We start from the raw sequence: 12,524 nt of genomic DNA, 5'->3' as shown, positions 1-12,524 counted from the left end.
AAAATAATTTTATAACTAATTTAAAAACAAATGAAAGGAGAAAGCAAATGTTTAACTCATGCTATAAATTATTAGCACAAGAAAAAATTAAAATCGCTTTTTTCGAAAGTGCTTCTGCTGGCTATTTAGCTTACCGCTTTTCTTTAAGCCCCTACTCTGGCGATATTCTTATTGGAAGCTTAGTGAGCTATGACTTACGAGTTAAAGAAAATACACTTCATATTTCTTCTGAACTCGTTGAAAAATATACAGCAGAATCAATGCCTGTCACTGTAGAGATGATCAAAAAAGGAAAAGAACTTCTACATGCCGATCTTTATGTCGCTTGTACTGGTCTATTAAAAAAAGGTGGTTCAGAAACTAAAGAAAAACCGGTGGGCACCTTCTTTTATTCTATTTATTATAAAAATCAATTTTACAATTTTAGACGAGTATTTAGAGGATTACCATGTCTCAAACTTAGACAACTTCTCTACTATATTAATCAGGATATAGAATATATAATCTTAGATAATAAAAAATAGAAGTTTTTAATAAAAGATAACATATACACATTTAGAAATGACCATAGTATTTCTTTAACGCCATTTTACTCAAATGTAATTTTATCTATTTTCATATTAATTATGTTTATTGATAAAAATTACATTTTATAAAAATCAAGGTTTTATTATTTTTTTAAAGTTACAGTTAAATATAGGGTAACACCCCTATGCTACACATTAAAAAATTTCATGTTTTAATAAACCTATCTGAAGCTCTCAGATAAAACACACATCATAAATGATATGAGGTAATTAAAGATGAGCACTACTAATAATCAAAGCAATCAACGCAATAATCAACAGCAACAACAGCAGCAAAATGACAACCGTAATAACCAACAGCAGCCAAACGGCAACCAACAGCAAAACGATCAACAGCAACAAAACAATCAGCAACAACAGCAAAATGACAACCGCCGCCAACAACAAGGCTCTAATCAAAAAGATTCAGGCCAACAAAACTCAAATAACAACAATCAGCAACGTTAATCCGTTGTTGATTTAAATGTCATTTGATGCGGTCATTCATTTTATTTAGGAAGGTGAATTCACCTTCCTAAATTTAACATAAGCATAAAATTAAATAATAGATGAGGAAAAACTGATGACAGATCAAAATAGCGATCACGCACGACTGCCAGCTGGCGACCATAATTATTCTGACACTTATTGGCGCGAAAGTTACCTTACTCGTCCTTATTATCAAGAAGCTCAGCTTACTACTCCAGATTTAGATTACGATCGAGATTTTTCAGCAGCCTATGAGTTAGGTCATCGCGCCCGTACTGAAGCTGAGGAAGGTGCTCAGTTTGAAGATATGGAAGGCAGCCTCCAACAAAAATGGGAAGAGCTTAAAGCCGAATCTCGTTTAAAATGGGAACATGCTAAACAAGCAATTAAAGATGCTTGGAACGATAGATAATATTTAATACAACATCTTCTTTTGCTTTAAAAATATGAGCTTATTTCTGATTGGCCCTCGGAAATAAGCTCTTTTTATGTCTATAAAAAAAATCTATTAAGATCATGAAATTCATAATATTTTAGAAAAAAGGCGGCATATTAAAATTATTGTGGAGGTATTGATTTGCTAATTTTGGATCATCAAACACTTCTTTTTTGAACTGAACGCTAGAAACATTAGATAGCGTATGGGTAGGCTTAATAGTAACTTCTACAATATATTTATTCTGCTCATGTTTTGCTTTTACGCCATAAATTTCAGAGTCGTTAATACAGGTTCCATCCGTAAAATATACAAACATGTTTAACCACCTTTAAATATTAAATTGAAAACCAACTAAGCTGAACGTCTGTCTTATTATTTAATGCCTGACATGATTTTACTCATGTCAGGCATTAAGAAAATTTACGATTTAACTTTCTTTTTTCTTAAAATATTCAATAATTTCTTCTCCATTATTTATAGGATTTGCTGAAGAAGGATAAGTTTCGTCGTAAACATAGGTAGGTAAAACAACCTTAGCTCGAATGGGGGGCAACTTTTCTTGCCCGCCCGTTGTAATCCGCTCAATAAAACCTGCAAGCCATAGTACAAATTCTTGAGTATTCTTGCTCTTTGGAATAATACTTAAATCCAATTTAATTTTAGATTCTTGTAGAGGTTTAATAAGTAATTCAGCAAAATCAATATAATTATATAAAAGCTTAAGCTTTGTCCCCTTAAGCTCATGTCTGAGTTCAATCATCAAATTATTAAGATCTTCCATAGGCTCATCTGTAAAGCCTTTTTTTTCTTTAACATTTTGATATATTTTCTCAGCTATTCTTAAGTACTGGGGCATATCCTTACCTTTATAAAACTGTCATCACTAAAATGAATTTTGGATGAATATAAGTAATTTGTTGTGTTTATTTTATTAATTTTTTGAAACTATAAATTAACCTAGAAACAATTCAGTAACAACAAATTCATAGAAAGACAATAACCCACTAATTTATTGATTAATTTTATATTTTCATATAATTATCTTTTTTATTATGTTACATATTTTATAGAAAATAACGATAAGAAAACCCACTTCAAAGTGAGTTTTCTTAAAAAAAATACTTATGAATTTTTATCCATTTGTTGAGGAGTTGTGGGGTCATTCGCGCCATGAGTTCCTTCATCTCTTGAATCTCGATCTTGGCATGCACTCATACCCATAGCAATTGCAACGACCATACTAACTGCACAAAGAATTCTTAACATTGAGGTCACCCTTATAAGTTTTAAGATGTAGGCTTATGAATAACATGATCTTCTGTTGGCCTACCGCTGTGGTTCTCTTAACTTTTGTAGATTATGCAAGCTTTTGTAAAAATCAAAATTAAGTAAATGATTAAAAAATACCATTCTTGCAATTGATATTTTAATTAAATTTTGGCATTAGCTAATTATTTAAGATTGTTATATTCGTAAAAATAAAATTGCTCACCCTTTCTGAGTTTGTGTCTTATTAAGTCAATGATTGCAAACAATATATAAATTAACAATTAATAAATATTTGATATATAAACATTTAAAATCAATTATTAAGATTAGGTATAATAAATAATCTGTCGTTTAAATTTTAAATAATTGCTTATTTTATTAATCACAATTTAAAAATATTATTATTTGTTTATATAAACCAATCTTTTATTTTTGCAATTGACCCGCTTTAATGCTCAGCTTATCATGCTCCGGCTGACCTATTTTGTCAGTCGGTTTTAGCAGATCGTCTACCTAAGTGCACTAAAAACACGTTTTTTGGTGTGAAGCCCCTCGTGCCTTTGACGGAGGAACGGGAGTGGGACACCTTCGGGTGTGCTGGTTTCTTAGGTATCAGTCTGCTAACCCTCTTTCGTTTCACCACCATAATTAATAGCAGTGATTGGGCGCAACTTCTTTTATCAAGGAGTCTCTAATGACTATTATTTTATATTATTTTATTTTTCTTAAACTTCATTATCTTAACGTTCAGCTTAAAACACTTTTAAAGAATTCCTCTCATCTTTTCGCCTATTCCGACTTTTATCTTTACACGGAAAAAATCTCAAGATTTAACCCCAGCTAAAGATTAGCCCCCTCTATAAGCATAACTTAACGATAACAACAACCAACGAAGAGCAATAGTGATGTTTTTTTCATATCGTATTGTTTTAGTGTGCACCCTATTAATAAGTTTATTAGGTTGCAGACCTATTAGTAAAAACGAATTCAATACTCATTGTATGTGGTCAGGCCGTGCGCTCTCACAATGCAATTGTATTTATAACGCTTTAGAAGAACATTATTCGCCACAATTTGTAGAAAACCTACCAAAAGTAAGCTTACAAAATATTGATGCGGACATGAACTTTGTGGAAACCATGAATGAAACAATTCACCAATGTCAGTTAAGTGCAAGAAAAAGCCAACCTAACTGATATTTGCATGCTCTACCAAGAAATCTAAAAAAACCCTTACACGTTTAGGAACATATTTATCATGGCCGATCCAGACAGCATGAAATTCTTCAGAAGCATTAATATTCCAGTCTTCAAGAATTTTAATTAACTGCTTTTGTTCTAGCGCTTTTCGAACTTGGAATTCATTTAGCTGTGCAATGCCAACATCGGCAAGTGCTAACTGCAAAATCGCCTCTCCATGATTTACTCTTAAAACCTGAGTAGGTACGAGTGTGATTTCTTGATTCGCTTTTTTAAACAGCCATGTTTTATTTTGGCGTTGATAACTCACATCTAAAAGCTGATGTTCAGATAGTTCATCTGGATGCTGTGGACAGCCATATTGCTCAATGTATGTGGATGAACATACATAATGTTTTGTAGTACTTCCGAGTGAGCGCGCCACTAGATTTGAATTTTTTAAGGGACCTGTCCGAATTGCAACATCAATTCGCTGTTCAACCAAATTGATCACTTCATCACTTAAATGAGCCTCTATTTCGATTTGTGGATAGCGCTGATTAAATAAAGAAATACACGGCAACAAAAAATGGGTCCAATATGAAAGACTGGTATGGATTCTTATTCGTCCTTGAGGTGTGTGATTTGCAGTAACAGATTGTTCAAGCTCGTCTAGCTCACTGAGTATTTGCAGGCCTTGTTCATAAAACTGGCACCCTTCACTTGTGAGCTGAAACTGACGTGTTGAACGATTCAGTAATCTTATGCCAAGTCTTTTTTCGAGCCGAGCAATTAATTTACTGACAGCAGACGGCGTCATGTCGCATGCTCTTGCTACAGCAGAAAAGCTTCCTAACTCGACCACGCGAATAAAAATTGCCAGCTCGCCAGATCGATTAATATCAAAATTAGCCATAACAAAATTTATCTATGAATTATATTCACAAATCTTATTCCGCTTAGACCGCTATAACAAGCCACTCATTTGTTTCAAGATGACTCTAATTCGTTTTAAAGGATTCACGAGATGAAACTTTATAAATCCGCTTTATTGTCTTTAGCCTTATTTTCTACCGTAGCACAAGCAGAGGTACAAACGAGTCAATGGGTCACCAGTTGGTCTGCTAGCCCACAAATAGTTTGGGATAAGAACTTTATTTTCCCTACTCATATTCCTGAGCAATTATCTAACCAAACAATCCGACAAATCAGCCAAATTAGTTTAGGTGGTCAATCAATTCGATTGGTATTTACCAATCAATATGGAAACGAACCGCTTCATATTAAAAAAACAACGGTCGGGCTAGTGAATGGGAAAAATATTCAAGCAAAAAAACTTTATCCTGTTCATTTTTCTGGACAAGCCACAGCCGAAATTTTGCCAGGTAAACAGCTTTTGAGTGACACAATTGCCCTGCCTGTCCCCAACCATAGTAAATTGATGGTAAATGCATTTATTGAAAAGCCCACCCATTTTAAAACTTTCCATTGGGATGCTAAACAAACGAGCTGGCTCATTGCTGGAAACCAGACAGACAACGTTGTTACGCCCCTCAATGCTCAAACAACAACAGCAAGGTTGTTACTGTCGGCAATAGAGGTGAAGCCCAAACACAAAGCTCATGTGGTTGCAGTCATTGGAGACTCAATTACCGATGGTGCTACTGCAACTTTAGATGCCGATAGTAGATGGACTGATTTCTTAGCTAAGCGTTTATCACCTCATCAAATGGCCGTGATTAATAGTGGAATTTCAGGAAATCGATTACTTACAGATGGTATGGGAGATAGTGCTTTAAAACGTTTAAAAAACGAGATATCCCAATATTCGGGCATTAAAACCTTAATTGTATTAATTGGTATTAATGATATTTCATGGCCTGGCACAGCCTTTGACCCTAAAAAAAATGTGCCATCTTTTGAAGCATTAACTCAAGGCTATAAACAACTTGTGAGTGAAGCACATCGTCAGGGTATTCAGGTGATTGGGGCAACCCTACCACCTTTTGCAGGTGCGCTGCCTAACACTCCTTTAGACAATTATTATCAACTAGATAAAGATCAATTACGTCAGCGTATTAATGGCTGGATTAAAACGAGCGGTACATTTGACGGCGTACTTGATCTTGATCAAGGTCTGAAAGATCCGAAACATCCTGATCGATTAAACCCGATTTATGACTCAGGTGATCATTTGCATCCCAATGATCGCGGTAATCAACAAATGGCAAATCTGGTTCATTTAAACTTATTACTTAAGAAATAAAATGTAGGTACAGGTAGGTATTTTCCCACCTGTACCAGTTTTTATTAACCGCCCTCTAGTTCAGCAGTAATTTTTGGTGCAATGGTTGGTCTCTCAATAGCATGTCGTCTCAACATCATGACTGCTAAAAAAGCAAGAATTGCAGGAATTGCGATCATCACAAAATTCATCGTATGTGGTAATTCCAATCCTAATAACATTCCCGTTAAGATTGGCCCAACAATTGCCCCAATTCGGCCAACACCGGAAGCACAGCCAATTCCAGTAGAACGCACACTTAATGGATAATATTGAGCAACGTAGCTATAAAGAAGAATTGAGGTACCAATGGTTGCAGCTCCTGCAACAGTCACCAAACCATATAAAACATAGGCTGGTGAGTTAAAGCCTAAACCGATTAATGCCACAACACCCGCTAGCAGCATTACCATAATTACAGGTTTTAAATGGAATTTATCAGAAAGAATACCACCAGCGATCGAACCGATCATTGCACCGACATTTAGGGCAAATAGGAATAAAATACTCTTTCCGAGTGAATACCCTGCGGCAAGCATGAGTTTTGGTAACCAGCTACTTAAGGCATATACCATGAGTAAGCACATAAAGAAAACTAACCAAAACATGAGTGTATTGAATGCACGGCCTTGTTGAAATAATCCTTTTACAGAACTACCTGTTGGAACATTATCTTCATTAAGCACTAACTGCGTATTGATCGTCATGGTTTGTTCAGGTGAAATTTTTTGAATAATGCGCTGTGCTTGTTCCGTTTTACCAGTTTTAACCAAAAAGGTTAAAGACTCAGGTAAAAACTTCCATATAACAGGCAGCAAAAATAAAGGGATGCCTGCAATCAAAAACATAATTTGCCATCCCTGACTTTCAACCAAATAACTGCCAATCAATGCTGAAAGAATCCCCCCAATGGCATAGCCACTAAACATGGTCCCCACTAAGGTACTGCGTATACGTTTGGGTGCATATTCTGATGTGAGCGCAACTAAATTTGGCATGACTCCACCAATGCCTAGTCCCGCTAAGAATCGAAGCACCCCAAACTCAAGTGGGCTTGATGCAAAAGCACCTAAAAAGGTAAAGCCACTAAAAAGGGCGACACAAATTAAAATCACATTTTTACGGCCTATTTTGTCTGCCAAAGTTCCAAAGAACATTGCTCCAAACATCATTCCGCATAGAGCCGTACTCGCTAACATCCCTGCTTGTACAGCCGTCAATGACCACTCTTGCATCAGCAAAGGTAGCACGACACCATAAATAACCAGATCATAACCATCAAAGATAATAATTAATAAACACCAAAGCAAAATACTCCAGTGATAAGATCTAAATTTGGCCTGATCAATAATTTCATTTACATTTAATTTAGATGTTGTCATTTACTCACCTCCTGTGAGATAAATTCATATTCAATTTTTTAAAACGACATACTGCACCCTAAAGAAAAAAAGATTATTCAAGGTCTTATTGAATTAATTAAAAATCGTAACTCGCCATCATGTTGAAGCGGTTATCGGTCCCGTTACGCCCATCAAAAGTTTCGCGTTCGCCATAAACATATTCGACACCCAAAGTAATTGGTTTGTAAGGGTTATAAAGTGCATTCACCCAGCCCTGCCAAAGTTCTTTGTTTTGAGTTGTGCTAGTGCGTTGTAATTCGGCAAAACGGTTATCATCTTTGGCTTTCATATAGCCATAACCTAAGGTTGAACGAATTTGTGGCGTAAACTGATGAGTTATGCCCAATGAAACAGTGTCAAATTCATTGCTATGTATATTGTTTTGATCATCTATTGCATAGCCACTGTTACTCCATAGTAGGAAACGTCCATCTCCTTTGACATGGTAATAATCAGCTTTGAGTAATGTATCTGGCGTAATCTGATATTTCCCCCCTAGGCCTACACCCCAAGCCACTTCTTCATCATTATTGGTTCTCTTTTCGGCCACAAAACTACGACCTGATAGCATCGAGCCATTTGTAAATTTATGATTTAAGCGCCCTACCAAAGCTGGTAAACGCATTTTGTTATCAGGGTCTGATGTAGCGGTATATTTCGGATCTTCAACCGATATTGCAAAGCTTGTATTTGCACTTAAGTTGTCGCTATAGCGAACCAGCGGTGATCTTAATAATGCTCCACCTACAAATGTGCCTGCATCAATCGTTTCTGGATAATATTCTGGTGCAATAAATGTCGACCACGTTTGACCGATAAGCCATTTATCAAAAGTTAAATAAGCATGGCGTATACGGAACTGATCACGAGTGGCTGCCCCAAAAAAGTCCATTTCTAACTTTCCACCCACATCACCCACGGCTGTTGGAGTTTTAAAATTCAACCCAAAGCGTGTCACATTAACTGTGCTGTGCAACTGGTCTTTTTGAGCAGATTCTTCAGGAGTATTTTCGAGTGGAACCCCACTAATGTTGTTATACATCGTAGATGCGCCCTTCATTTGATAAGAAGCATCTGCCCGTATATATCCATAGAGGTTAAATTCTGCACCAGACTTAGTTAACCCTTGCTGTATTGGCTGCGCAGCTTGAGGAGTTGCAGAAGTTGCTAGTTCAACTCGTCCTTGCGATAAAGATTTTTGAGCTTGTATATTTGCTTGTAGCATAGCTCGTAGTTCTTTCACTTCTTGTCGAAGTTGTTCTATTTCAGGATCTGTTTTGCCTGCAAAGGCAGAAGACACAAACAGGGTCACAGAAACCGCCAATAGGCTTTTTTGAACCGTTGTATTTAAAGCATTTATCATAAAACTTTCCTTTTTTGATCTTTAAATTGACTCAAAGATCTCGACATCCTTTTTGTTATGTAACTATTTAGATAGGTCCTTGAAAATTTGACTTTCTTTCTCAAGAAAGACCTTCCATCATATTTTTAGACAAAACCTCCCTAAAGCGGCATTAGGACCACTTTTTAATTTGTTTTAAGTAAAGCGAGTTCTTCTATTTTTTTTCAGTTTTCATATTCTCTTCCTCATTGAGAATATTTGGGTGTTAAGACAACATTCCTATGTCTCTACTGGCATTATTTTTTTGCAATAAAACCCTGATAAGTCAGAACCTGTGCATAAGACTGCACGCTTTCAAAGCCAGTCTTTTGCAAAAGTTTTATATAACCTTCTATGGTTAGGCTAAAAAAGTCTTGAGCCATACGCTCTAACATTTTCTGGCATTGTTCCTCAGTTAAGCCTTGTGCCAAGCATAAATAACGTAAAGCTTGAAGCTGCTGAGGGTTTATACACGTCATTAAATCGTAGGTGAGCAAAACAGCATTTTCTTTTAAGCGATCATAAATATCTTTAAAGAACGCAGGTTTTATATCATCAGCAATAAAATGTGCTACAAGAATAGACAGTGCAGCATCAAAGCAATTCTCAAGAGGTAAAGCTGAAGTTTCACCGTGAATAAAGGTTACTTGTGAAGATTTATCTAAAAGTTCAACCTGTTCTTGGGCTTTTTGAAGCATCGTTAAAGATGGGTCAACGGCTGTAAATTTCCAGTTCGGATGTCTTTTAAGTAAATATTCGAGTTCATAACCTGTGCCACATCCCACAATTAATATGTGAGAGTTCGGTTTCAACACTGATTGCAAAATGGCATCCACCTGTTGATGGATCACTTCATAACCCGGAATTAATTTACGGATATGCTCATCATATCCTTCGACTACTTTTGGGCTATTAAAGTCTTTTGCCATTTTGTTTTATCCTCTATTTAAACTGCCTTTCAATTTATAGTTTGCTGCATTTTGACTGGGCTTTTGGCTTGTTTAGTCAAAGACATTTCCTGTCAAATTAAGTTCAGCACGCATAATTTCTTGTAACTTAAACTTTTGGGCTTTGCCTGAAGCAGTCATTGGAAATTCATTAAAGAATCGGACATAGCGCGGCACTTTATTATGGGAAATATGCTCTTTACAGAATTGACGAATACTATTTTCATCAATTTGATGATGTTCATGCAAAATAATACAAGCACAGAGTTCTTCGCCATATCTCGCATCTGGCAAGCCTATTACCTGCACATCGCTCACATCGGGATGGGTATATAAAAAGTCTTCAATTTCTTTAGGAAAGAGATTTTCCCCACCACGAATCACGACGTCTTTAATACGACCTTTAATTTTAATAAAGCCGTCTTGGTCCATTTCTGCAATATCACCCGTATGCATCCAGCCAGCTGAATCAATGACCTCTTTTGTCTTTTCTTCTTCGCCCCAATAGCCAGCCATCACTGAATAACCAAGAACACATAGCTCGCCCAAAGTTCCTTGCTGAACAATCTGTCCTTCTAAATCGACAATTTTAATTTCAACATGCGGATGAACATGCCCAACTGTACTTACTCGTTTATCAATTGAATCATTTACCGAGCTTTGTACACTGACTGGCGAGGTTTCAGTCATGCCATAACAAATCGTGATTTCAGACATATGCATTCGGTCTATGACCCGCTGCATAATTTCACGTGGACACGGGCTGCCTGCCATGATGCCCGTTCTTAAACTCGATAGATCAAACTCATTAAACTGTTCGTGTTCTAAGGTTGCAATAAACATGGTTGGTACGCCATATGCTGCCGTACAACGTTCTTGATGAATCGCTTTTAACGTTTCTAAAGGATTAAATACCGCCGATGGATAGACCATGGTTGCCCCATGTGTAACACACGCTAAATTCCCCATCACCATACCGAAACAATGAAACAATGGCACAGAAATACAGACTTTATCTTGAGGGGTTAAACGAATCCCTTCGCCAACAAAGTAACCATTATTTAAAATATTATGATGGGTCAACATGGTCCCTTTGGGGTTACCCGTTGTACCTGAGGTAAATTGAATATTAATGGTTTCATCGAACTGGTGTTGCTTGGTTAACTGTTTTAATTGTTCAAGCTGCTCGGAGTTTGGTGTTGTAACTAAATCACTAAAACGGTGAATGCCGGTGTGTTGCTGGTCATCAATTTTAATCACGAATTTTAAATATGGCAGTCGTTCTGAACTGAGCACTTTATCAGAACTGTTGGTTAACTCAGGGGCAATTTTTGTGAGTAATTCTTGGTAATCAGTCGTTTTGAATTGAGAAGCAATAATCAATCCTTTGCATGAGACTTTATTCAACACATATTCAAGCTCATGGCTTTTATAAGCTGTATTTAGATTGACTAAAATAATGCCTGCTTTAAAAGCTGCAAATTGGGTAACTGTCCATTCCACACAGTTAGGCGACCAGATGGCTAACCGATCTCCTTTTTTTAAACCTAATTTCAACAAGCTACAAGCAAAAGCATTTACTTCATCCTGTAAAGCTTTATAGGTTAACCGTCTGTTTTGATGAAAACTGACAATTGCTTCCTTTTCTGCATATTGCCGACAAGCCTGATCAAATTGTTCACCAATGGTCATACCCAATAAGGGCTGTGTGCTTGGTCCCGAGGCGTAGCTTAACCGTTCTTGTTGCATTGAATCATTCTCCTTGATTCTTTGTAATTCTCTTCGTACCTGATCTAATTGTTGTTACTGCAACTACTTTTCCAAACCGCCTACTTTGTAATGTTTATCCTTTATATGCCCTATTTCTTCTGCACAGCATCCACACAAAAGTCAGCAATCTGTTTTGAAAAATAGTCTCTGTGCGCATGATCAAACTTTGTATTTTGAGCAGGATCAAGGGGTTCAACGACCACGTAGGTCATTGCACCAACAACACAAAGTGCTGCTGTATTTAAATCATCCAAGATAAACTCACCACTTGCATTTCCATCTGCAAGTATTTTTTTAATACTTTGTTTAATCAACTGCTTCACACGAAAACGCTCATGTTCAACCGTTGAATCGACGGGTTCAAACATGAGTGAATATGCAAGCTGAGGACTATTGAGTGCCCGTTTTACAAAAGTTGCCACAGCCTTATGTAATTTCTGTTTTGCCGATAAATCACTTTCAGTAATCGAATCAATCACCAATAGTTCTGTGTTAATGGCCTCAGACAAAACTTCAATGAGCACTTGGCTTTTATTATCGAAGTAGCGATAAACCAGACCACTTGAAACGCCCGCTTGCTCTGCAATTGTTTGTATTTGCGCGTCTTTAAACCCTCCCTCTGAAATTAATTTTCTGGCTGAACTCAAAATCGACTTTCGATTTTGCTCCATCCGCTCTTGCATTAAAGATGATCGTTTATAGCTCATAATTTATTCTCTAACAAATAAAATGAATTGTAAATCATTTTATGAATCTGTATTCACTTTTTTAAAAAATCATTGTATGGTACATATCAAA

The 12,524-nt window shown here is 36.5% G+C and carries 14 protein-coding genes; 5 read left to right on the top strand and 9 right to left on the bottom strand.

What is annotated here, in order from left to right; translation table 11 throughout:
* Positions 1-47 precede the first annotated feature (47 nt).
* The 3 genes from MSG66_RS01170 (at position 48) to MSG66_RS01160 (ending at position 1,467) form a co-directional block, all read left to right on the top strand.
* Positions 48-524, top strand: coding sequence for a CinA family protein (locus MSG66_RS01170; RefSeq protein WP_133974131.1), 477 nt, complete (start codon positions 48-50; stop codon positions 522-524).
* Positions 525-803: 279 nt separating this feature from the next.
* Positions 804-1,034: a hypothetical protein gene (locus MSG66_RS01165; RefSeq protein ID WP_133974133.1), complete on the top strand. Its 231-nt coding sequence runs from the start codon at positions 804-806 to the stop codon at positions 1,032-1,034.
* 115 nt (positions 1,035-1,149) lie between these two features.
* Entirely contained in the window at positions 1,150-1,467 is a 318-nt protein-coding gene (locus tag MSG66_RS01160; RefSeq protein ID WP_042896698.1) for a hypothetical protein, read from the top strand.
* 121 nt (positions 1,468-1,588) lie between these two features.
* On the opposite strand, the gene MSG66_RS01155 is transcribed toward MSG66_RS01160, so the two are convergent.
* From MSG66_RS01155 to MSG66_RS01145, 3 genes are all read right to left on the bottom strand, one after another.
* Positions 1,589-1,810: a hypothetical protein gene (locus MSG66_RS01155; protein WP_324651636.1), complete on the bottom strand. Its 222-nt coding sequence runs from the start codon at positions 1,808-1,810 to the stop codon at positions 1,589-1,591.
* Positions 1,811-1,921: 111 nt separating this feature from the next.
* Entirely contained in the window at positions 1,922-2,350 is a 429-nt protein-coding gene (locus MSG66_RS01150) for a hypothetical protein (protein WP_324651634.1), read from the bottom strand.
* A gap of 266 nt (positions 2,351-2,616) precedes the next feature.
* Complete coding sequence (locus MSG66_RS01145; RefSeq protein ID WP_075431360.1) at positions 2,617-2,760, bottom strand: hypothetical protein; 144 nt, start codon at positions 2,758-2,760, stop codon at positions 2,617-2,619.
* Positions 2,761-3,665: 905 nt separating this feature from the next.
* Between MSG66_RS01145 and MSG66_RS01140 the strand changes: the two genes are divergently transcribed.
* Complete coding sequence (locus MSG66_RS01140) at positions 3,666-3,959, top strand: hypothetical protein (RefSeq protein ID WP_324651632.1); 294 nt, start codon at positions 3,666-3,668, stop codon at positions 3,957-3,959.
* On the opposite strand, the gene MSG66_RS01135 is transcribed toward MSG66_RS01140, so the two are convergent.
* Positions 3,952-4,857: a LysR family transcriptional regulator gene (locus MSG66_RS01135; protein ID WP_324651630.1), complete on the bottom strand. Its 906-nt coding sequence runs from the start codon at positions 4,855-4,857 to the stop codon at positions 3,952-3,954. The genes MSG66_RS01140 and MSG66_RS01135 overlap by 8 nt on opposite strands.
* 111 nt (positions 4,858-4,968) lie before the next feature.
* Between MSG66_RS01135 and MSG66_RS01130 the strand changes: the two genes are divergently transcribed.
* On the top strand, positions 4,969-6,207 hold the full coding sequence (locus tag MSG66_RS01130; RefSeq protein WP_324651628.1) for an SGNH/GDSL hydrolase family protein: 1,239 nt from the start codon (positions 4,969-4,971) through the stop codon (positions 6,205-6,207).
* Between the two features lie 44 nt (positions 6,208-6,251).
* On the opposite strand, the gene MSG66_RS01125 is transcribed toward MSG66_RS01130, so the two are convergent.
* The 5 genes from MSG66_RS01125 to MSG66_RS01105 form a co-directional block, all read right to left on the bottom strand.
* A complete protein-coding gene (locus tag MSG66_RS01125; RefSeq protein ID WP_324651626.1) occupies positions 6,252-7,607 on the bottom strand; it encodes an MFS transporter in 1,356 nt (451 codons plus the stop codon).
* Between the two features lie 97 nt (positions 7,608-7,704).
* Positions 7,705-8,988 (bottom strand): DcaP family trimeric outer membrane transporter, encoded by a 1,284-nt coding sequence (locus MSG66_RS01120; RefSeq protein WP_324652359.1) that lies wholly within the window; start codon positions 8,986-8,988, stop codon positions 7,705-7,707.
* 278 nt (positions 8,989-9,266) lie between these two features.
* Complete coding sequence (locus MSG66_RS01115; protein ID WP_324651624.1) at positions 9,267-9,938, bottom strand: class I SAM-dependent methyltransferase; 672 nt, start codon at positions 9,936-9,938, stop codon at positions 9,267-9,269.
* A gap of 72 nt (positions 9,939-10,010) precedes the next feature.
* Positions 10,011-11,705 carry an AMP-binding protein gene (locus tag MSG66_RS01110; protein ID WP_324651622.1) on the bottom strand — a complete coding sequence of 565 codons (1,695 nt, stop codon included), beginning with the start codon at positions 11,703-11,705 and terminating at the stop codon, positions 10,011-10,013.
* Between the two features lie 110 nt (positions 11,706-11,815).
* Positions 11,816-12,433: a TetR/AcrR family transcriptional regulator gene (locus MSG66_RS01105; protein ID WP_324651620.1), complete on the bottom strand. Its 618-nt coding sequence runs from the start codon at positions 12,431-12,433 to the stop codon at positions 11,816-11,818.
* Positions 12,434-12,524 lie beyond the last annotated feature (91 nt).

This window comes from Acinetobacter sp. IK31, assembly GCF_035615195.1.
In the GTDB taxonomy this organism is placed as follows: Bacteria; Pseudomonadota; Gammaproteobacteria; order Pseudomonadales; family Moraxellaceae; genus Acinetobacter; species Acinetobacter calcoaceticus_C.
This window is presented reverse-complemented; position numbering and strand designations above follow the sequence as displayed.